This window comes from Pseudoalteromonas sp. A601, from assembly GCF_002165575.1.
GTDB lineage: Bacteria > Pseudomonadota > Gammaproteobacteria > Enterobacterales > Alteromonadaceae > Pseudoalteromonas.
In genome coordinates this window covers 183,517-206,570 of record NZ_MXQF01000006.1, presented here as the reverse complement: position 1 = coordinate 206,570, position 23,054 = coordinate 183,517, and the positions used below count along the sequence as shown (strand labels likewise).

Annotated in this window: 12 protein-coding genes and 2 pseudogenes; 9 read left to right on the top strand and 5 right to left on the bottom strand. The window is 41.0% G+C overall.

All coding sequences use genetic code 11. The features are described from left to right. Positions 1-39: 39 nt before the first annotated feature. From B5G52_RS06945 to B5G52_RS06935, 3 genes are all read right to left on the bottom strand, one after another. On the bottom strand, positions 40-1,956 hold the full coding sequence (locus B5G52_RS06945; RefSeq protein ID WP_254911157.1) for an arylsulfatase: 1,917 nt from the start codon (positions 1,954-1,956) through the stop codon (positions 40-42). Between the two features lie 844 nt (positions 1,957-2,800). Further along, positions 2,801-3,592, bottom strand: coding sequence for an IclR family transcriptional regulator (locus B5G52_RS06940; RefSeq protein ID WP_087531924.1), 792 nt, complete (start codon positions 3,590-3,592; stop codon positions 2,801-2,803). A gap of 110 nt (positions 3,593-3,702) precedes the next feature. Beyond that, positions 3,703-4,944: an acetylxylan esterase gene (locus tag B5G52_RS06935; RefSeq protein WP_176372519.1), complete on the bottom strand. Its 1,242-nt coding sequence runs from the start codon at positions 4,942-4,944 to the stop codon at positions 3,703-3,705. Between the two features lie 655 nt (positions 4,945-5,599). On the opposite strand from B5G52_RS06935, the gene B5G52_RS06930 reads away from it, so the two are divergent. From B5G52_RS06930 to B5G52_RS06895, 8 genes are all read left to right on the top strand, one after another. Then, the gene (locus tag B5G52_RS06930) at positions 5,600-7,168 is read left to right on the top strand and encodes a sulfatase-like hydrolase/transferase (RefSeq protein ID WP_217896177.1); all 1,569 of its coding nucleotides are present in this window, start codon (positions 5,600-5,602) and stop codon (positions 7,166-7,168) included. A 145-nt stretch (positions 7,169-7,313) separates the two neighbouring features. Beyond that, positions 7,314-8,708: a TolC family protein gene (locus B5G52_RS06925; RefSeq protein ID WP_176372518.1), complete on the top strand. Its 1,395-nt coding sequence runs from the start codon at positions 7,314-7,316 to the stop codon at positions 8,706-8,708. A gap of 118 nt (positions 8,709-8,826) precedes the next feature. Beyond that, positions 8,827-9,951 carry an efflux RND transporter periplasmic adaptor subunit gene (locus tag B5G52_RS06920; protein ID WP_176372517.1) on the top strand — a complete coding sequence of 375 codons (1,125 nt, stop codon included), beginning with the start codon at positions 8,827-8,829 and terminating at the stop codon, positions 9,949-9,951. Beyond that, a complete protein-coding gene (locus tag B5G52_RS06915) occupies positions 9,941-13,057 on the top strand; it encodes an efflux RND transporter permease subunit (protein WP_087531920.1) in 3,117 nt (1,038 codons plus the stop codon). Before B5G52_RS06920 ends, B5G52_RS06915 begins: the two co-directional genes overlap by 11 nt. A 125-nt stretch (positions 13,058-13,182) precedes the next feature. Next, positions 13,183-15,009: an alpha-L-fucosidase gene (locus tag B5G52_RS06910; RefSeq protein WP_087531919.1), complete on the top strand. Its 1,827-nt coding sequence runs from the start codon at positions 13,183-13,185 to the stop codon at positions 15,007-15,009. Positions 15,010-15,133: 124 nt separating this feature from the next. After that, the gene (locus tag B5G52_RS06905) at positions 15,134-16,699 is read left to right on the top strand and encodes a hypothetical protein (RefSeq protein ID WP_087531918.1); all 1,566 of its coding nucleotides are present in this window, start codon (positions 15,134-15,136) and stop codon (positions 16,697-16,699) included. An 88-nt stretch (positions 16,700-16,787) separates the two neighbouring features. Beyond that, positions 16,788-18,266 (top strand): sulfatase-like hydrolase/transferase, encoded by a 1,479-nt coding sequence (locus B5G52_RS06900; protein WP_217896176.1) that lies wholly within the window; start codon positions 16,788-16,790, stop codon positions 18,264-18,266. A 47-nt stretch (positions 18,267-18,313) separates the two neighbouring features. Beyond that, entirely contained in the window at positions 18,314-20,794 is a 2,481-nt protein-coding gene (locus tag B5G52_RS06895; protein ID WP_217896175.1) for a PDZ domain-containing protein, read from the top strand. Positions 20,795-21,202: 408 nt separating this feature from the next. Here B5G52_RS06895 and B5G52_RS22520 read toward each other — a convergent pair. Beyond that, a pseudogene (locus tag B5G52_RS22520) lies at positions 21,203-21,601 on the bottom strand (sel1 repeat family protein); the annotation flags it as partial. Between the two features lie 390 nt (positions 21,602-21,991). Between B5G52_RS22520 and B5G52_RS22515 the strand changes: the two are divergent. Next, positions 21,992-22,180 (top strand): winged-helix domain-containing protein, encoded by a 189-nt coding sequence (locus B5G52_RS22515; protein ID WP_369679917.1) that lies wholly within the window; start codon positions 21,992-21,994, stop codon positions 22,178-22,180. 252 nt (positions 22,181-22,432) lie between these two features. Here B5G52_RS22515 and B5G52_RS22510 read toward each other — a convergent pair. Beyond that, positions 22,433-22,678, bottom strand: a pseudogene (locus tag B5G52_RS22510) (hypothetical protein); the annotation flags it as partial. Positions 22,679-23,054 lie beyond the last annotated feature (376 nt).

Below are 23,054 nucleotides of genomic sequence, written 5' to 3'. Positions count from 1 at the left end.
GACGCTTTTAGATTGCTATAAAAAATTAAGCTTTCTAATTTAAATTCTTTCCACGTACATATAGAACGCCGGTAAACCTTTCGCTAAACCACTTTCGTCCGTTATATCATCAAACCAAGCTCGAACATCTAAGTTGCCAGTTTCTAAACGAGTTTCGAAATTTACCGAAGTCGCGCCAGGCTTAATAGGCTGGGTTATTGTTTCGCCATTAAGCTGTAAGTGAGCGAACTTTTTTCCGATTACTTTATTAGCTGGGATATCATGTAAATATAAGGTCATTTTATATGTGCCTTGCTTATCTACTTTTAAAGCCCAAGGTGAAACCATAAATTTGTCTTCGTTACCTACCCAACCATGGCCTTTACCCCATTTATCGGTGCCAAATCCCGGCCACCATGGTACTTGCCCTGTATTAGGCGACAACCAATCCATACCTGTTAATCGAGATGGGTTTTCATGTTCAGAACCAATAATAGGACGTGTAGTCGGTGTTCCTTTACTAGTTGTATGCTCCCACCACTGATCATAAGCTTTAGCCATCGCTGCAACACGTTCTGGGTATTGTGCACTCACATCAAGTTGCTGCCCTGGATCGGTGCTTAAATCGAATAATTCAACTCCCCCATTTTGCTCGGCATGAACATAACGCCAGTTACCTTGCATTACTGAATAAGGGCGCTGAGGACTTGGGTTTAACACCCGCTGATTAGTCACCACCATGGTTCTATCTGGTAAAGGCGTCCCCTCTTTTAATAGAGACACTAATGAAATACCATCTACGTCGATGCCTTGCGCTTCTATTCCTACTAAATCTAGTAAAGTGGGTAATAAATCAATGTGAGCAGCCAAATCAACAAACTCACCTGGTTTACCTAAATCACCATTCGGCCATCTAATAAAAAATGGGGTTCGGTGTCCACCCTCATAGGTTGAGGCCTTACCCCCACGCATATAACTATTAAGCGTACTTAATTTTTTTCCTGTTTTAGCTTCAATAGCAGACTTCACCTCGGCAGAAAGTCGAGTAAGCGGTTCACCATTACTTTTAGTCGCCATTGATGAGCCATTATCAGTCATAAAAATAAAGATTGTATTGTCTTCAATATTATCATCGCGCATGGCTTGACGAAGGCGTGCAACGTTATCATCAATATTGGTGATCATGGCGTAAAATTTAGCTAAGTCATCATCAAGGCCTAATGCTTTATAGGGTTCTATATACTTTTCAGGTGCCCGCCAAGGAGTGTGTGGAGCGTTGGTAGATAGGTATAAAAAGAAAGGGGCATCTTGTTTAGCTTGCTGATGTACAAACTCGATAGCTTCATCAAACCACACATCGGTAGCAAAGCCGGTATACTTCTTTTCTTGGCCGTTAAGGAAGTAGGTATCATCAAATTGATCATTTTCCCAATAGTCAGGTGCTTGGCCAACACCGCCTCCCCCATGCATTAACACATGGTCGAAGCCTTGATCTTCTGGTCGAAATGGGTAGTTCTCGCCTAAGTGCCATTTACCAAACATCGCGGTGGTATAACCTGCGTCACCCAAAATTTCTGGCAGGATATTATGTTGGTTCGACAACATATGTCGCCCCATTACGGTATGCCATACCCCAGCACGTAATGAATATTGACCACTCATTAAAGCGGCTCTAGTTGGTGAACAAGTAGGGTCAACATGAAAGTTGCTAAAACGCTGACTTTCTTCAGCCAACGTCGCAATATTTGGGGTTTGCACAATTGGGTTATCATGCATACTAAAATCACCATACCCCTGATCGTCTGTCATTAGTAAAATAATGTTCGGTTTTTTAGCCGCGGATACAACTTCGCCAGTTGGGTCATTTGCATCTGAACGACTACTTTCCCCACACCCAGCCAGACTTATCACCCCAGCGATGGCCAACATAAAAATATTCAACCTTTTACGCTGAATGGAGTACATACTTAACTTCATAACCTTTCCCTTAACTAATTTTTATGGAAAAAAATTTCATTAGTCCATGTATAAAATCTCGAGGCGTTCATGCTAAATAACATGCAACTAGCAGAGATCAACTTAACAACATTGACAACAATTTAAGCTTAGTCACCACTAATAGAACACAAGTGACAACAAGGTTTTATTATATATAAAAAGATACACAGGGTTTTTTAATATGTCAACAATTTGCATCGCTCGAAAATAACAAGTATTTAACCCATACTGCCGTTTTATAACAACTAATTAAACAGCAGCTTCAGCAGCGATAAGCTCAGCTATAAATAAGTCATTCTGGGATTGCAGCTGGTGATCTATTTAAAATAAAGCTCGTGATCAATGAATAAAAATAGCTTGTGCTCGTTAGCCTTGCCTCTGCAATGCCTTCTCGGTCGTTAAGCTGTTACCAACGCAAATTAGCAGAGCATAATATAAAAAACTTAAATTCTGCTATCAAACTTTAGTTTAAATGCACTTTTAAATATAAAAGAATACAAAGGTGAAATGCTCATGCTAATATCATTTTACCAGCTAGTAAGCAGCGGCTAAAACAGACTTAGTTTAAACCGTGTAAATCCAACGTATTTTTATACACTGACTAACAGTCACTGTATGAATGATTTTATGTTACATAGAATAACTAGAAGAGCAGCTCATTGCTGAAAACAAATGAGCCACATTTTAACTGATATGGGTGTAGTGAACGGTTAATTAATTTAAAAACAAAAAAGCCTTTCCAAACCCGCTACACATTTTCACAACATTATGATCACGGCACGCTGCTTAGAATAACGCCAAATAATAAATACTTAAAGGCGAGCTAAGCAGCATCAAACCCTAACGCAGCGGATATCTCAAGCGCGGCTTGTTTAATTAATTTATGGGCATCGTCGATACTCGTTTGATGTGAGCCATCTAAGTATGCAAAGAAAGGAACAACTAAAGCCGCTACAGCTTGGTCTTGGTAGTCGAAAACTGGATATCCAATATCTTGTATACCCTGAGCCTGTGCACTGTGAATGCTTTCGTAACCTTGCTTGCGTACTTTATTTACCATTTTGTCAAGATCAAATTCAGTATCATTTGCATGATGGGCAGGAATACGACTTAACATTTGTTCGCGGGTATGTTGATCGGCAAATGCTAATAACAAATGTCCAGAGCAAGTGCGCATTAGAGGGGCTTCAGCGCCTAATCGAACACTAAACACTCTTGTTGATGGTGAGTCTTGTTGCACCACAACATGCCCTTTGCCTTCATAATATATCACCAAATGACAAGACTGCTCTATCGCGTACGATAAGCGTTGTAATACAGGCGTTGCAATACTGGTCAAGCGTTTAACTGGCGGGAAACGATGTGCTAAACCAAACATTTTTAAGGTTAGCATATATCTATCGCTACCCGGTTGCAGTGAAACATAACCGCGTTGCTCTAACACCACTAACATCCTAAACAACTCACCGACTGATCTATTTAACGTTTTGGTGATCTCACCAATGTTTAAACCTTCAGCCTGATTTGCTAGTAGTTCCAGAATATCTAATCCTTTTTCAAGTGCGGGTGCACTGTATGTTTTGCGCTTAGATTGCTCTGGCTTATCTTTTGTCATTTTTTAACCTTGTTTAGTCTTTGCTAATATTCGCTGTGTAATATGATGCTTTACATTTTTTATAAGAACAAGCCTGTTTTCTGCAACACCAATATCAAAATCAACCTTGCTTAATTTGAATAAAGAGTGCTGCTCACAGTATATGTTTTATTTTCATTCACTATCTTCACTTCTAAATTAACAAACCAATGGCGCACCCCCATAGCAAGTACGTCTGACGTTGCTGTATATCGTCCAGGTTGTGTTTTTGAAGCCACCAGCTCCATTTCAGCCTTTAGCCATTTCGCATTGCCGGTATGGCCGTTATCTTTTGTGTAGTGAATTGTTGCTTTTGTCACTTGGTACTCTTGATTACCTAGGTTAACTATAAACTCGGCTTGTACTTTGCCTGAGTTGAGATTTTTAACTGCAAGTGACTTAGCCCAAACGCTACCTTGACGCACAACTTGCGTAGCAAAAAGATAAGGCTCGTCCTGCTGCCAACCCACTCTGTGCCCATGTTTAATACCCGGCTTAATACTCACCGAATAATCAGTCGTTAATTGATGATAAGTACGCGCTTGAGCATCTAAGGAAAAATGTTTATCTGCTCGCCACGTTAACCACAAAGAAGGCTTTAAATAATGACCAACCGCCAGGCCTGGCTCCCAAAAAGTTTGGTATGCAAAGTTCCCCTGTAAGGCTTCTTTATATTGATTCTCCATGCTGTCTAAAAAACCACAGCCGTAAATAGGAATTGAAAAATCGAAGCTATTATCAAATCCCATAACCGTTGCAGTGATCACCCCGCCCCAAGAAATCCCGGCTAAGCCAATATGTTGCTCGTCAATATCCGGTTGCGATGCTAGAAAACTCTTGGCACGGATCACTGCTGACACGGCATGAAACATCCATTGCTCTGTTAAGGGTTTATCAAAGTCAGCGTAAATTCCATCTCGAGAGGGCCCAGAGTTTAAATGTTTTTGCCACTTCAAACTGCCTTTAATTTTTGTTGTGTTAAGGTTATCAACAACCGTGTCAGTTTGCCCTTCAACAGCGATAGCCATTGCTGCAAATCCCGCATCATTCCACTTTTCTACCCACTGTTTAAAGGCTGTGCCTCCCCCACCATGAACGAGTACCATCGCAGGCGTTTTACCCTTAGCTGTTTTTAACGGCATAACGGGCAGCTTATAAAGAGCAAAAATCTGCGTGGTTGTCATATTGCCATTGGCTGCGGTGTAGGGCTCTCCTTCTAAATAGAGCTCCATCATACCGTCTGCTCGACGTTTAGAAGATATAACCTTTGCGTTCGCGTTTGCCGATAGCTGGGAAAAATGCGCCTCTAATTGCGCTCTTGTATTAATCTGCATAGAGTTTGCAAATGCGCACGCGTTCAATAAGCTGCTACATAAAATGCTAACCAGCAAAATGTTAAGTCTTTTCATTAATTATCCGGCTCAAATTTCAAAAAGGTGTTGTCATTGTTCGATTAATAACGAGCAAATGACAATCAATGGTCTTGGCTTTAATCTATAAATTAACGCTCACAGCAGCAAATTTAGAGGAGCGCTGAAGAGCAAAGTCCTCATCACTACCGAACAGCCCATTTTTAAACAAGTCATTCTTTGTTGTATTTTATACAAAAAATTAACATAAATGATTAATTTTATATACTCAATTAAATTTTATATTTGAAAAAGGAGTCAGTGCTGTACTGTTAAATAATAGCCAGGACGAACTTTAAAGAAATTGCGAATTTAATAGCTATGCAAATAAAGAATTGACAAAAAAGTAACATCAAAATATATTTCATATACAACTTGTCGTTTCATATTTAAAAAAACCCACCAGAATGGGATTTTAATCCGCTGTAGCTGCATTTTTAATAAGCTAAACAGCATAACGCTTAATTAATTGCTTGCTCTATGAGTGTTCAAAGCAATGACGACTGACAACTTAAAGTGTGATGACTAAGCAACTAGTTACCACAAACCGTTTGACTGATTATCACAACAGGTAAATACAATGCGCCGAAATTCAATATCCCTATTACACTGTTTAGCTTTTGTGTCGTTACTTACTCTGAATATGCCAGCGTTTGCTGAGTCCTTAAGCGCCGCTGGCAGTAAAGAAGGCAAGCAACCGAATGTGATTTTCATTTTTACCGACGACCAACGCTTTAATTCGCTTACCATGACCGGCGATCCCTTATCGCCAACTAAGTATATCGATAAGTTGGCTAAAGAAGGTATTTTCTTCGACAATGCATTTATTACCAGCCCTATTTGTGGCCCTAGCAGAGCAAACATGTTTACCGGTCAGTGGGAGCGAAAAAATAAAATTGGTTTTCACACCAGATCTAAAAACGTTATTACAAAAGAGGTTTTTGATGATAGTTGGTTAATGCAGCTTAAAAAGCAGGGTTACTCCACTGCGTTTATTGGCAAACACCATACAAAAATTGCCGATAAAAATGATACGCCTTTACGTAAAAATATCGATTTTGCCTACTTTGGCAATGGCCATTTGGGATTTCATTTTAAACGTAAGCATAAAGCCTTCTCAAATTTAAAAAATCAAACACAAATTGAAGGCTTGATGGAGGCGACTAAAGCTTATTTAACTCAAAACAAAGATTACGACTACTTTTATGAGAATGCTGAGCCTTTAACTAAAAAAAGTATACAGCGTAGAGATCCCAACAAACCATTTGCGGCATGGATTAACTTCAATTTACCTCATGCATCAAGCATTGGTTCAATGGGTAGTCTGAAAAGCGACCCCGCTATTTATAAAACCCTTTTTGAAGATAAACGCGGTCAAATAGACTTACCTGCGGGTTATCCTGTGCCAATTAGTTTACCTAAAGACGTTTATGGCACAAGTGACTTAACCAAATACTATGTCACGAGTAATAAGAAAAAATTGTTAAACGATAAATTAAAGATGACACGAGCAGTACATGCCATAGACCTGTTTGTTGGTGAGCTGCGTGAACAGCTAAAAAGTATGAATGAAGATCAAAATACCATTATCGTTTTCGCTTCAGATAATGGCTTGTTACTTGGCGAACATGGGCTAGGTGGAAAAACGATTCTGTATGACGAGTCGGTGCACGTTCCGCTTATTATCTACTCTCCGTTTTTTGACAATAACACGCAAGGTAAGCACGTAGATGAGTTAGTGGTTGGCCAAGATATCGTAGCAACTATTTTAGATATGGCCGGTGCAAATATACCTTCGTCATATCAAGGTAAAAGTCTAGTGCCACTGATAGAGGGAAAGAAAACAGACTCACCATGGAGACAAGAGGTGTTTCTTGAAAACTTGTTTACCGACCAAGGCTACCCAAGACAAGAAGGGGTGCGAGATAAGAAATTTAAATACATTCGCTCGTTCAGTAAAAAACAAGATAGATTGAAGTATTTACCAGCGCAGTCTTTTACTACCAACGAAGAACCTATTTATGAAGAGCTGTTTAATATCGTTGCAGATCCTAACGAATTAACCAACCTCGCTAAAGACCCTAACTATGCGAAAGAGCTAGCGTACTATCGCGCGAGAACCCAGTCATTGGTACAAGAGCTTTACTAAAAGCCAATTTAAACGCTTTATCTGTATTTACACCGCTAATAAACAGTGAAAACGCATGTTTATCAATTTTTTATTAGCTATCAATATAAGTGGAAACAAGTTGCTGTGCATTTTACATTTACCGAGACAAGGATGTCCTACCCTCATGTATCAACTTGTTGTTTTAATCACTGTATTATTTCTCAGCGCGTGTAGTTCCTCTGTAGAAACAGCGAATAGTGAACTCTCACGCAGGCAAACCATTCCTGCAGACTGGTTTAATACTGGGCAACTGGCGGGGGGTGAAAATAAACTCAGTGCCGAGCCCTTAATAAGCATCCCTAAAGCACTACAACACATTCTCAAACAGGCTCAGCTAGATAACCTAACCATTAAAATGGCATTAGCACGCCTTCAAATTAGTCAAGCGACTAAGCAAAGCGCTCAGGCCACTGCCTTACCCCAGTTGGATGCTGTTTTAGGTTCTAGCCGAGAGCAATTCATATGGGCTGATGAAAAAGGGGTACAAAGTCAGTATTCAACTAATTTCCGAGCGAGCTGGGAATTAGATTTATGGCAAAAATTAGCCAATACGCGTGCCGCTACCCAGGCTGAACTTACCGCCTCCGAGTTTGACTTAGCGGCTGCAAAACAATCTGTAATGGGGCAAGTGTTATTAAGGTATTTAGATATCCAACAAGGGAATGAACTGGTTTATTGGTCTAAACAAAACTTAGCCCGCCAACAACGAAGAGTAAAAATGACCGCCCAACGCTTAGATTCTGGACTTTCTAGCACTCAAGATTACCGTTTAGCACTAAATAGCTTACACACCATTGAAGCGGATCTTAATCAACAAAAACTGAGTCTTAATCTAGCCAAGCAGAGGTTTAACCTTTTAGTTGGGCGCTACCCCAGTACGCCCATTGCCAGTACCAACTTAGAGATTGGTTTACCTACTCTCATCAAGGTTATTTCCCCTAACAAAGTATTAGCGCAAAGACCTGATTTATTAGTGGCAGAATTTCGCTTAATGAGCGCATATTATCAAAGTAAAGCGGCAGACAAAGGGCATTTGCCCGACATTAACCTCAGCGCGAACCTGCAAGTAAACCGCGCCGATTTTAGCCAACTATTCGATTGGCAGTATTGGCTCGCAAACTTAACCGCTAACTTAGTGCAGCCTCTATTTAGCAACGGTGCTATTGATGCACGTATAAAACAACAACATGCTAGGCAGGACTTAGCCCTAGCCCAATATCAACAGAGTTTACTTACGGCTTGGCAAGAAATAGAGCAAGCCTTATACACCGAGAAGCTGCAACGTCAGCGCTTTATTGCCTTAAAAAATGCGTATACACAAATTGATAACGCTGAAAAACGCACGCTAGCAAACTATCACAATGGTTTAGCCAGCAGTTTTGAACTGCTCAATATACAAACGCGGCGTATTGCTGCCAAAGTCAATTTGATCCGAAGCCGTTTTGCGATTTTATCAAACCGAGTGAATTTAATTTTAGCGCTAGGTGAACCCTTCCCTATTTCTAGTGAGATTTTGTAACATGTCTGGCACATATTTTTTCATTGGCAACCTGCCCCCTGCTAAACGTAAAATATTAATCGGCAAAATAATTAAGTGGTTTCTATTACCTTTTGGGTTATTTTTGCTTAGCTGGGCCGTGGTCAACTGGCTAGATGAAAATAAACCTCAGCCGAGTGAGCGTCCCTCTCGGGTTAAGTTACATAAAGTATTTGTCCATAAAGCCCAGCAAACGAGTGTGGCTTTATTGGGCTATAGCCAAGGTCAAATGTTGCCCAAATACGATTTAGAAATTCGTAGCGAAGTAGCGGGAAAAATAGCGAAGTTATCTGAAAACCTAGTGAATGGCGGTAAAGTTTCAAAAGGTGAACTGTTAGTACAAATCGACCAACAAAATTATCAATTGCAAGTGATCCAAAGGCAGTCAAGCGTTGCCCAAGCAGCCCAGCAATTAATTAAAGTTAAAGCCGAATCACAATCAGCACAAGCAGAGCTGGCCGACTTAGGCCGCCAAAACCCATCTGATTTAGCATTAGGTATTCCACAACTAAAACAAGCCGAAGCCGCTTTAAACGCTGCAAAAGCAAATTTAGCTATCGCTGAGCTAGCCTTGGCTCGAACGCAAATATTTGCGCCCTTTGATGGCCGTATCGAAAAAGAAAACTTAACCGTGGGTCAATATATCAATCGCGGCGGATTAATCACGCAATTACATGGCACAGATATCATGGAAATAAGGTTGCCAATGACCTCTGAACAATTTAGCCAAATAGGCTTACCACTTGATTATTACACTGATCACACTCGCTCTGAGTTTCCGGTTAATCTTAGTGCCACTATTGGCAATCAACATTACCAATGGCAAGCACAGGTTACCCGTGTAGAAGCGGCCATTGATCCCCAAACACATAGCCTTTATGCCGTAGCCGAAATACATCAACAGCAAAACCAGCAGCAGCCACTGCTGAAAGGCTTATATGTTAATGCAGAAATTACGGGCCAATTAGTCGAGCATGTTACGTCACTGCCTAAGCTGGCTCTGCGTAGTAACGAGCAATTATGGATAGTAGATCAAAACAATCAGTTGCAAATACACATGGCTGATATCGTGCAGCGCACTCCGGGCTCTATCATAGTGAAAAATTTACCTGACCAAAGCTTAGTGATCACCTCAGCCTTAGCCATCCCGACACCGGGTATGCCATTATTACCGTTATTTGAAAATGAGCAACTGGCTCAACTAGGCAAAAGCCATGCAAAATAACTCTATTCTCGCATGGTGGATACGTAACCCTATAGCCGCTAATCTCGCAATGTTAATACTGGTTGTAGCTGGCAGTATGTCTTATTTATTAACCATAGAAAAAGAACCCTTCCCGACCGTTCGGTTACCTATCATGGATGTACGTATGACTTGGCAAGGAGCGAGTCCTAGAGATATCGAAGATCAAATAATCGTCCGTTTTGAAGAGGCGGTAAAAAATGTAGAAGGAATAAAATCTATTGTCTCAAATGCCTTCGAAGGGCGTGCCCAAGTTACCATCACTGGGGAGGAAAGAGTCGACCGACGTAAGTTTTCTGATGATGTGCGCGAAAAAATTAATTCTGTTAATGGCTTACCCTCTGACGCCGATAGACCCATAGTCACAGAGCGTATAAAACGTGATCAAATGATCAGAATCGCCTTACATGGCAATATTAATGAGCTCACGCTAAATAAATTGGCTCAGGAAATTCGTCGAGAGGTGGCAGCGCTGCCCTTAATTACCAATGTCGATATCAGCGGTAATATTAACGAAGAAATATCTATCCAAGTCACAGAGCAAAAATTACGTCAATTTGGCTTATCATTTAATGAAATAGAGTCGGCGGTACGTAATAACTCGATTAATACTTCCGCAGGTAGCGTCTATGGCGAAACTGAAACCTTTCGATTAAATGTACGCAACCGGGCTGAAAAACAAATAGACTTCGAAAAAATCATCTTACGCCACTCAGCTGACGGCGCCATATTAACATTAGGCGATGTCGCCACCATCTATGATGGCCTTGCCGCCAGTAAACGTTATTCCTCCTTCGACGGTGAAACCGCTTTACTGATCGATGTGTACAACGGCGATTATATGGATATTGTGCAGATGTCAGCCAATGTCAGAGAATATATAAAAGAAAAAATTCAGCACTTACCCACAGGAGTCAGCTTAACCATTTGGGAAGACTGGAATGATGCTTATCAGAGTCGCTTAGATACGATATTTAATAGCGCGCTGAGTGGTTTAATTTTGGTCTTTAGTTTGTTGTTATTGTTTTTACAACCTCGTATTGCCGTATGGGTATCTATTGGTATAGGGACAACATTCGCCGCCGCTTTTTGGTTATTGCCTAGCTTTTCGATCTCGCTCAATATGCTGTCCTTATTCGCCTTTATGATGGTTATTGGCATAGTGGTAGATGATGCGATAGTAATCGGAGAAAGTATTCATAAACAACATGAGTTGGGGCATCACGGAGCAAAAGCCGCATTATTAGGCGTACAAGCGGTTGCTAAACCTGTGGTGTTTGGCGTACTCACGACTATCATTGTATTTATGCCCATGGCATTTTTACCTGGCAGCACCGCAGAGTTCACCCGTACTATTGCCATCGTGGTTATGTTGGCCTTAGCTTTTTCATTATTTGAAGCTTTGTTTATTTTGCCTTCTCACTTACGTCATTTACCCGATGATGATGCTGACAATAGCCCGTCTAAACTCGCTCTATTGCAACAAAAATTTGCTGACTTTTTAGCCTGGTTAGGTAATAACGTTTACGGCCCTGTTATCGACGTCTTATTAGCGTATCGTTATTTAGTCGTTGCGGTGTTTATTTTAGTATTTAGTTTGTCGGTTAAATTATTGAATGACAATTTTATATTGCAATCTTTTGAGCCAAAAATTGAAGCCGACACCATTAGGCTAAACGTCACCTTACCCGAAAATGTCTCATTTGAACGTATGAACCAAGTACTCAATCAAATGAATGCAGGCCAAGATTTGCTTACTCAGCATGTTGCAAAGCTTAGCCTAGACGGTAATGGTCAATTTATCGATCATCATTACAGTCGGATATCCGGCAGTCGAATTTCAAGTTATTTAAAACTAGTGCCGTATGAACAGCGAATAATAGATACCGACACCGCGACTAAGTTATTAACTGAATACATTGGCGATATTCCTGATGCCGAAGAAATAGAGTTTAAAGCCACATTAAACGAGCGTGAGCCTAGAGTGGCGTTTATGGTACAAAGTCATAATTTAGATGCCATGACCGTTGCGGTAAAAGAACTTAAAAATCATTTAGCCGAATATGACGATGTATATTTAGTCAGAGACAGTTTAGCCCGTGGCAGTAAAGAGATCATGCTCACCATGAAACCCGGTGCAGCAGCATTAGGAGTGAGCTTAAAAGATATCAGTCAACAAGTGAAACAAGCTTTTTATGGCCAAGAAGTACAACGCCTGCCCAGAGAAGGCGGCGATTCAAGAGTACGCGTGCACTATAGCCGGGCAGAAAGAGAAGACATTGACTCACTGTACGCATTAAAAATTAGAACCCGAAATAAAATAGAAATTCCGCTAATTAACCTGGTGAATATTGAACTCAAGCCCGGTGTTAGCCGAATACAAAGACGAGATGGCATGAAGGTCGCCTGGGTCTATGCCGACTATGCCGGCAACAACTTGAATGCATTAAAACAAAGCATTCGCAATGAATACTTAGTCGCTTGGGCCAAACGCCATCCCGAAGTTAATATGGATAGAAAAGGCCGTTCACGAAACCAAGATGAATTTATGGATAAAGTGTATCACTATGAGGGGTTAGCACTGCTTATTGCTTACGTATTAATGGCCGTGGCCTTTAAGTCTTATAGCCAACCTTTACTGATCATGTCGGCGATACCCTTTGCATTCACTGGCTCTATTTTCGGCCATTTAGCCCATCAGGTTTATTTTGGCGCATTTTCGATGCTAGGCATTTTAGCGGCCGCTGGTGTCGTGGTAAACGACAATATTGTGCTAGTAGACTGCTTAAATAATTTACGGGCTAAAGGCAGCAGCCCACTTATGGCGGTAAAGGCAGCGTGCCGTGCTCGTTTTCGCGCTATTACTCTCACCTCTTTTACCACCTTTGTCGGCTTAATTCCTATGCTTTCTGGTGATACAGAGCAAGCCAAGTTTTTAGTGCCAATGGTGGTATCACTCGCATACGGCATTATATTCGCTACACTGACTACCCTAATTTTAACGCCATGCTTATATTTAATTGGCGTAGATATCAATAGCGCAACAAACAAAGCTCACCACCTCTGGAGACATTTAGATAAAGCATAAATATTAAAGTGTTAACTAAATTGGTTAGTTTGCAGGAAGTCATTGGTAAAAGAACTTTATTAATATTTATTAATAATAGTATTAAAGGCTTTCACATTTAAGTTATTCAACTAAAAGGAATCAACATGACAATAGTCAATAGAATCACCATTGGTATCACTTTTATTAGTATTGTTCTGTTGTGTAATGGCTGCAGCACATTAACGGTAAACAAGCCACATTCAAGCCAACAAAATTGGGTTGTGCTCGATATTAATTCAGCAAATGACTCGAAAGAATTGTCGTTCGTCGCTAAACACAAAGGTCAGTTTGTCGTCCAATTGCTTAGCAATAACACTGATGAAAAACGTTTAAGTAAAATAAACATCAACGGTCAAACCCAAAGCGAAGTATTGGAGGCTAAATACAAGATTGATTCGGGCACTGTTTATGAATTTCCCCAGCCGGTAACGTTGGAAGCTAAAACTCAATACCAGCTAAAATTAACAACACAACTGCAAGTCAAACAAATTAGAATTATTCCTCACTTTAAAAACCCTATCGGAACAGGTCAATATGACAGTGAATGGCTGAAGATGCGCCAATCATCAGAAAAACAACAAGCTTTACGTTGGTTTAAAGACGCGCGCTTTGGCATGTTTATTCATTGGGGCTTATATTCTCAGGCAGGTGGTATTTGGAATAATACCCACATAGAAAATTCCCCCTACCCTGGCCCTAGAGTGGCAGAGTGGCTGATGTCGACCTTCAGAATTTCTCGCGCAGAATATCAACAACTCGCGAGGTCTTTTAACCCAGACAAATCCTTTGCTGAAAATTTTGCAAAACTGGCGAAAGATGCCGGCATGAAGTATGTGGTTATTACGGCTAAACATCACGATGGCTTTGCACTGTACGATTCAGCCGTATCAGAATACGATATTGCAGATGCGACGCCTTATCAGGGCGACTTAATCAAAGAACTGTATGACGCCTGTTTATCTGAAGGACTAGAGTTTGGCGTGTATTACTCCCATGGTAACGACTGGCAAGATGGCACTGACGGCAACTACGCGAATGTTAAAAAGCAGAACGACAAACTAGGAATATACACCCATCCACAAGGTAAGAACTTATGGGATCCTAGTAGCAATACCCATGCAGAATACTTAAACAACAAAGCCTACCCGCAAATTAAAGAATTACTCACTTTATTACCAAAACTTCGTTTAATTTGGTTTGATGGAGATGGATTGATTACCGAAAAGCAAGCTTTTGACTTTTACAAATTGGCATACAAAATCAATCCTAATGTATTAGTGAGCCGTCGTGTTGGTTATCAATTTGGTGACTACCTAGATGCAGGAGACAATGTTATTCCTTCTGCATCAGAAAAAATAAACAAACAATGGGAAACCGTTGGCACAACCAATAACTCTTGGGGTTTTAAGTCGTATGATGACGACTGGAAGAGTACCAAAGAATTACTTTATTATTTTATCGACATTATCTCCAAAGGTGGCAATTATTTACTCAATATAGGACCTGATGGTAAAGGCAATATCCCTCAAGAGAGTGCCCAACACCTAACTGAAATGGGCCTGTGGGTATTAACCAATAGCGAAGCGATATTTGGTACAACGCGCTGGGATATAAGTTATGAAGGCGCGAGCGAAACCCTGTTATCGGGAACGGGACATCGTGAAAAATCAGGGTTTAATCGTCAATTCACCCATAAAGATTTTTGGTTTACAGCCAAGCAAAATAAAGTGTATGCAATGTCCTTAGTACCTCCACAAGACAAAGTTAATATTGTTTCTTTGCGAAAAGATAAAGGAAAAATTGGTGCGGTAAGGCTACTTGGCAGTACTCAAAAATTAACATGGAAACAAACCGAACAAGCCCTCGAAATTGATGCCCGTAACTGGCAAAACACAGAAAATGGTTTTGCCGTAGAGGTCATTTTTGAATAACACTACTTGGCAAACACATTGCCCCCCAAAATAAGAGCAATTTTATTACTCTGACGTATAAGAACAAATTAAAGCCCTTGCTAACAAACAACGTAGCATACTGATAACAACGATAGAGATAAGAATGAAAAATTGTTATACCACAGTGTTGGTTTCCCTCACTACCTTGATTAGTAGTGCACAAGCACAAGTTAGTTTAGCTCAAGACAAGTGGACTATCGGCACACAACAACAGTGGGTCGATAATACTTTTGTGCACAAAGATGTCGAAATAAAAAATGGCCAAGTCACGTCAAACGCGAAAACGATTATGGTAAAAAGTCATTTAAAAGTATTCGAAAATAAACGCAATGCTGCAGCGATTACGATCAATCAATCATCCGAGTGGGCAAATTGGCAACCGGCTACAAGTGTTGGCCCAATGAATTTACGCGGTGCACCAGTTGCATTACAGGTAGCCCCCGGAAATTATTGGATGTTCGGTCTTTACAAAGCACCTAAAGAAAAGTTTGATGCTGAATCTATTGAAATCAAAGGCTTCGATGAGCCTTTAGTGACAACGCCATATCCGAATGTGTTTAATGCCCCTGTAGGGCTAAAAAAAACAGAAAAAGGCTATCACGCTTGGCATAGTAAAGATTTTATCAACTGGGTTCACTACGGCCCAGTATCGGACCGCAAAGGCCGTTGGATGACAACGGCTGAATATGTTGATGGCAAGGCCTATTTATATTATGACTTTCCTAATGATCAAGACCCGCATCTTATCATCGATGATGACCTGACCGATGGTAAAATTGGCAAGCGTTACGGCATGGTATTTAAAGACCCTTCGCATGGTTCAGATACCGCGATTATTCGTGACTTAGACGGTAAATTTCATTTGATTTATGAAGATTGGAGCCCGATAGATGCAAGTCGACATGCGTGGGATTCACCTCTGGCCGGTCATGCTGTTAGCGAAGATGGCAAAGGTAACTTTAAAATTCTTGCGCCAGCAGTTGATGAACGCACTCAGCCAACAGGTAAATTTAGCGAATATCTACACCCTCATTGGCTTAAAGAAGACCCCGCCAATTATACCGGAAAAACATATACGGGCACAGCAACCTATCATGGGATCAAACCCGGTGAAAAAGTGGCTTTTGGTGAGTATGAAATTCATCAGCCCGCGCAGAATGCATATGGTGATTGGGCCGCCATTGCTATTGGCGGACAGTATTACCTCTTTAGCGATTTTGATCCCGCGACCTCTCACCCTAAAAAAAGCCCAATGAGCGTGGCATGGTTCACTTCCTCTAGTATCGACAAGCCCTTTACTTTTAGCGGTCAAATTGGCAGAGGTCACCCTGATCCAGATATTATTTTTGCCGAAGGAGAGTTTTACTTAGTCACTCAAAGACCTACTGATTTTGTAAGTCCTGGGCCATGGGTAGAAAGTGTGGATGTACGTGCCGGCGTTGATACAGATGGAAATGGTGGTGTAGATAAATGGATTGATTGGCATGAAGTTAAAGAACACTACGCTGCAATCCCCGGATTTTCGAAGCAGATAGCGAAAACACCTGCGCGACTCGATCTTAGTGGGCTGCCACCTGGTTATGGATTTCAGTTTGAGCTGCGTATCACAGATACCACTGATAACCCATCCAAGCCAATTATCGATACGGTTGAGCTGATATTTAATTAAGCAAAATAGACAGCGTATTCGTCATTTACAAACTTAAGGCACTTTAATTATGATGAAGTTTAAACTATTTCATAGGGTATTTTTGATATTGCTATTTTCGCAACCAACAGCTTTATCCGCGAAATCAGCTACACCGACGTCACCAGTCAAAACTGAGCTCCCTCCTAATATTGTGTTTTTAATGACCGACGACCAACGTTGGGACACAATAGGCAGTTATGGCAGTAAAGATGCTATCACCCCTAATGTTGATAAGCTTGCCGCTCAAGGGGTTAGTTTTGACAATGCCTATCATGCTGTGGCCATTTGCATGCCTAGCAGGACGACGATGTTCACCGGACGTTATTTTTCAGATCATCGTGTAGGCTTCACCTACCCATATAAACGTACGTTACCGGCGCAAGAGTTTGCTCAAAGCTATCCGGCACTAATGCAAGACGCCGGTTATCGTACAGGGTTTATTGGCAAGTTTGGCGTTCGCTTGGAAACTTTACCCGAGACAGTTGCCGAACACTTTGATTTTTATGCAGGTATTTCTACTACCAGTAAAAAAGGACCTCACTTCCCGAAAAGTGATAAGAAGTTAGCTCATATTTACCGTAAAGATCGTAATCCTAAAGAGCGTACCTTAATTAAAGGGGACGCTATGATCCGCTTTTTAGAAACACAGCCAAAGGGTCGACCTTTTAGCCTCTCAGTCAGTTTCGATGCGGTTAAGAATGACCGTGATACTGACATGTATGGTCCACATGTTGAACTGTTTAAAGATAAGAAAATGCAAATACCTGACAATTGGGTCGAAGGAAAAAATGAACGGCTTCCTAAAGTATTGGACTATAGCCGCAGCACCTACCTTCACATGAAACGAACATCTACGCCTGAACTGTACCAAACGCTTGCACGACGCTTTGCAGTACAGAGTTATAGTGTAGATGATCAGGTACGTCGTTTACTGGCTAAATTAGAAGAGATGGACGTGCTAGATAATACGATCATCATTTACACCAGCGACAACGGGCGCTATCACGGTTCACGTGGGCTTTACGACAAAGCGATTCAATACGATGAAGCCATTAAACAACCATTGATAATATTTGACGGAAGAGCCACCAAAGAAAACCAAGGGCATCGGATTGATGCCATGGTGTCGTCTGCAGATATTGCCCCCACTATTTTGTCTTTAGCCGGATTGGACATTCCGGCAGTGATGAAAGGCTATGATTTAGTTCCACTTATGAACGGCAATCAAGACATGACAAAGTGGCGAGATGGGGTATTAACAGAGAACTTTTTCATTCAGGAATTAGTAAGAACAAGAGGGAAAAATGTCGAAGCCATGAACGATGATGTAGTAAAAAATAATCGCTCTTATCGTAGCCGTGGAATACGTACTAAACAGTATCAATATTTTGAGTATTTCGAACATACACCGGTCGTTGAAGAACTTTATGAGCTAGCAAACGACCCTGATGAACAAAATAACCTCGTATCTGATCCGAACTATAAATCGACGTTAGCAGAAATGCGCAAAAAGGCAGCAAAGCTTTATGCAGAAGTCCTTCAGTAGGCCAACACAAGACACTTACTTACAAACCATATTACTAGGAACGTTTCATGCGTACAGAATACTTTATAAAAAACTTCCACAGTCACAAAAGTGCCGTTTATAAATGTGCACTCGCGCCGATAATGCTATGTGCTGTTGGTTTAATATCTTCGGCTCATGCAGCAGACATTTTTGTCGCACCATCAGGCGCTGATAGCAACAACGGGCTACAAGGGCAACCTGTTGCTTCACTTGCTAGAGCCAAAAAACTAGCGCGATCTTTTGCAGGAAAAGAAGCGGTAACAGTACACATTGCCGATGGCGTTTATTATCTACCCGAAACATTAGTGTTTGAACGGATGGATTCTGGTAGTGAGCAATATCCGGTCATTTACAAAGCAGAGCATGAAGGGCTTGCAGTATTAAGCGGCGGTACCAAATTGCAGCTTACTTGGTCTGCTTATAAAAATGGTATTTTCCAAGCCAATACACCAGCAGGTTTACACATCGATCAGCTTTTTATTGATGGTAAAAATCAGCGCATGGCACGTTATCCCAATTATGATGCAAGCAAAAAAACAGCGGCGTATCAAGGTTATGCGGCCGATGCGTTTTCTGAAAAACGAGCCAAAGCCTGGGCCGACCCAAGCGGTGGTTATATTCATGCCATGCATCGTTCACGCTGGGGCGGCTACCATTATAAAATCACGGGGAAAAACAACAATAAGGTAACTTATGAAGGTGGTTGGCAGAATAACCGCCAAATGGGCATGCATGAAGACTTTAGAATGGTCGAGAATATATTCGAAGAACTCGACGTGCCAGGCGAATGGTTTCATGATACCCAAAAAAATACACTTTATTTTAAACCAGCCAAAGAGATAGATCTACAAGCGGCTAAGGTAGAAGTGGTTCGCCTGAATCATCTTGTCGAGTTTAATGGCACTGAATTAAACCCAGTACAGCATATTACCTTACAAGGTTTTGTCGTGCGTCATGCGGCTCGCACTTTCATGCAAACTAAAGAGCCTTTGCTGCGTTCAGATTGGACAATCTATCGCGGAGGCGCTTTCGTTCTTACCGGCAGTGAAAATATTCATATTTTGGATACTGAATTCGATCAAGTGGGTGGCAATGCTATTTTCGTCAACAACTATAATCGTGACGTGTTGATCAAAGGTTGTCATATTCATGATACCGGAGCCAGTGGTATCGCCTTTGTTGGTGACCCAAATGCGGTGCGGAACCCTTTGTTTGAATACGGTGAGAAAAACGACTTATCTAAAATTAACAAAACGCCAGGGCCAAAAAGCAACAACTACCCTGCTAATTCGACGGTTGAAGATTGTCTTATCCATAAAATAGGCACTGTAGAGCGTCAACCTGCTGGCATACAAATTTCTATGGCCAAAGGTATCACGGTTCGCGATGTCTCCATTTACGATACCGCCCGAGCGGGTATTAATATTGGCGATGGTACCTGGGGGGGGCATCTAATTGAGCGCGTTGATGTGTTTGATACTGTTCTTGAAACACACGACCATGGTTCGTTCAATTCGTGGGGACGTGATCGATATTGGCGCAGTGACCAAACCACATCACAGGCAGCGGTTGATAAAGACCCCAACTTACCCTTTTTGGACGCAGTTAATACCAGCACCATCCGTAATAGCCGCTGGCGCAGTGAGCATGGCTGGGATATTGACTTAGATGACGGTTCTTCCAATTACGATATTTATAATAATGTGATGTTGGCTGGAGGATTAAAACTGCGTGAAGGTTTTCGCCGTCACGCTTGGAATAATATTACGGTTCACAGCGGTCTGCACCCTCATGTTTGGTATAATAAAAGTGGCGATAAGGTTTATCAAAATATCTTTATGTCGCAGCACAAGCCTGCTCGAATGACTCGCCCCTTTGTTGACCAAGTTATAGTAGATAAAAACTTTTATGGCGAAAGCGAAGAAAAAGTAATGTCTGTCTCTAACAACTTAGCGTGGGATAACAACTCAATCTTTGGCGACCCGATGTTTATCGATGCAAAAAACGGAGATTTTCGCGTGAAGTCTAACTCCCCCGCTTTGAAGATTGGTTTTGAGAATTTTCCGATGGATCAATTCGGCGTCAAAAAAGCTTCGTTACGTGCTATCGCTCGAATTCCTAGTTTTAGTGCCCCTGTAAAAACCAAACGCAAAGCACCACCAGCATTTACAGGCGAATGGATGGGAGCGAGCTTAGTAAACCTTTCCGGTAATGACTTTTCTGCTTTTGGCGTCAGTAAACAAGCTGGAGGCGTTGTGATAAAAACAGTGCCAAAAGATAGCGAAGCCGCTAAAGCAGGTTTATTAGCAGGCGATGTTATTCAGAATGTTAATGGCCAATCAGTTTCCAAGTTACGTCAGTTGAATCAAGTGGTGAAACGTACTCCTGCGGATCTACTCAACCTAAAATTGGTGCGCAATCAGCAAGTCATCGAGTTGATGCTCCAGATGGATAAAAACCTGCAGTTAAAAAGAGTATCAAGCCCTAAAAAGAAGCAGCTTCAATAAATGAAATTAACTCTTGTCATACTATCAAATGGTCTGTTCTATTTACCAACGTGGCACAGGTGCAACTTAAAATCTATTATGACCGAGTATCAAGGAAATGTTGACGAGTTATAGTTTGTCAGCGTGTTACCTCCCCCATTTGACGCATCTATATGGATCATCATGTTGTGTTTACTACGCCCTATGTGTTTGTTCCAAACCGCAATTACGGTAGGGTTGATAAATCTATAGAAGAACAATGGCTAGCAAACGGGGAGCTGTCTTCGCCAAAATTGTCTGGAATATGAGATGAGTAGCGATAACCCGCCTATATTTTAGTATTTTCTTGGGCTAATTACCGCACAGTTACTGGTGCTCGGCGACAACTACAGAGTCAAAATAACAGCTTGATATTGTATTGAAATTTTCTTAACTTTCATCAATAATAAACACTTTCCCTATGGTGAGTTGTGCTAACAGCGTTTGCCATGGCTCAATGTCCCAATTGACTCTTTCTCCCATGCTTATTGCCCGTTTTAGATATTGAACAACTAGTTGGAAATTACGCTGTTCACCAAAACGATATGCTTGTGAAAGTAAATAGTAGTATTCTGGATTCCATTTTTGTTGCTCGCCTATTTTTGTTAGATATTCTAGTGCCAAAGAAAAGTTGCGTAATGCTTTATCTTGAGCAAATAATCTCAATTCTGCAGCCTTTAAGGTAGCCGAAATATCATCTTTCTCCGCTGCAGATTCTAACCAAAACAAGGCTTTCGTTTCGTCTTTCTGCACCCAAGGGCTACTAATCAATAATTTACCTAAGCGAGATTCTGCTTTCGCCAGACCATAAGTACTGGCTTGCGCAATCCAATCAATGGCTTGTTCAATATTATTCTGTTCTCGGTAAAGCTTAAGGCCATATTCATACATAGCGTCTGGATGGCCCTCTTCCGCCAAGCTTTTGAGGCGTTCGTTTGCTTCTCCTTCATACTGCTCTAACCAACTAAAATACTGCAATACCTGCGCATATTGAAAACGGTCTGTTAAGCTAGAACTCGCCTTGAGTCTTTCACTCAACCGAAGTAGCGATCTGTAGAAGTGCGCGTTTTCTCTACGTAAAGTGAGTTTATCGTAACTAGCAGTACCTAAATTGACTCTAGCAACAAACTCAACGTTTTCGTGTTGTATTGTAGGCTTAGCTAAAGAAATCCGAGAGAATTGATCGAGCAAAGTAGTGGCACGCCCATCGCGCTGCACTTCTACAATATTTCGAACAGAGCCGTCAGGCGCAAGGTCAAAATCTATAATGACAAAGGGCTCGCTAGACGTCGCCGTGAAACTGAAATCCATATCCAACGAGTCTTCACTGTCACTGTCACCGTCCATTCCGTATTCAGAATCATCTAGAAAGTCATTGTCAGCAAGGTCTAATTCAAAATCGTCTAATTCTAATTGCGCCTTTCCGTCAAAGGTAATCTTGTTTACCAATCTGTTTGCAGCAAGTTCAGGCAAATATTTTTTACTGATGTATTTTTTACCTTTTTCGCTTAGTAACTTATTCAGAAATTTTTGAATGTTTAGCCTTTCTTGAATAGGCATGTTACTTAATATTTTCTCTACTAACAATTTCGAATCATGAAAGTCGTACTCGGCCGCGAATGAAAAATATATAAGTGCATTGAACGCATCTTTATCGGTCCCTAAGCCTTTGAAATACATAGTAGCAAGCCGATAGTAAGCATAAGGGTTACCTACTTTTGCCGCATCCAAATAACTAGCTTTTGCGAGTTTAAAATTTTTCGCAGTATAATATTCTTCGGCCTTAAAAATATCATGGGCAAAGACAAGCGATGAAGATAAACAACATAGGGTTGTTGTAATGCTTATTAGCTTAGTTAAAAACATCATAATTCTTTTTCCATTTCAGCCCTAATGTAAATAATAATTTTACCAGTCATCACAATATTGTCTGTTGATATAACGGCAGCAAAATCTGATGGATGGATTTAAATGTGCAATGAAGCTTTGTCAATATATTTAAGGATAATCAATCTTTTTTATAGAACAGCGTTAATAAAATACAAATTTGAGTGGGCGTCCTATTAATTTGCTATTAATTTATGGCCACAAACTTATGCATCGCAAGGTAACCTAAAGTTAGTTTATAACCGCAACTGAATCATCCATTTTTGCTATTAGAGCAACCACATGTGATTCAGTTGCGATAAACCGAGCTTTGCTGTTATGAACAATACCAGTAATAGTATCGACATCAAATATC

Bases quoted from the DNA above. Each gene is read 5' to 3' on its own strand.
- B5G52_RS06910 (WP_087531919.1), top strand. From the start codon at position 13,183: ATGACAATAGTCAATAGAATCACCATTGGTATCACTTTTATTAGTATT.
- B5G52_RS06935 (WP_176372519.1), bottom strand. From the start codon at position 4,944: ATGCAGATTAATACAAGAGCGCAATTAGAGGCGCATTTTTCCCAGCTA.
- B5G52_RS06930 (WP_217896177.1), top strand. From the start codon at position 5,600: ATGCGCCGAAATTCAATATCCCTATTACACTGTTTAGCTTTTGTGTCG.
- B5G52_RS06940 (WP_087531924.1), bottom strand. From the start codon at position 3,592: ATGACAAAAGATAAGCCAGAGCAATCTAAGCGCAAAACATACAGTGCA.
- B5G52_RS06905 (WP_087531918.1), top strand. From the start codon at position 15,134: ATGAAAAATTGTTATACCACAGTGTTGGTTTCCCTCACTACCTTGATT.
- B5G52_RS06945 (WP_254911157.1), bottom strand. From the start codon at position 1,956: ATGAAGTTAAGTATGTACTCCATTCAGCGTAAAAGGTTGAATATTTTT.
- B5G52_RS06895 (WP_217896175.1), top strand. From the start codon at position 18,314: ATGCGTACAGAATACTTTATAAAAAACTTCCACAGTCACAAAAGTGCC.
- B5G52_RS06915 (WP_087531920.1), top strand. From the start codon at position 9,941: ATGCAAAATAACTCTATTCTCGCATGGTGGATACGTAACCCTATAGCC.
- B5G52_RS06925 (WP_176372518.1), top strand. From the start codon at position 7,314: ATGTATCAACTTGTTGTTTTAATCACTGTATTATTTCTCAGCGCGTGT.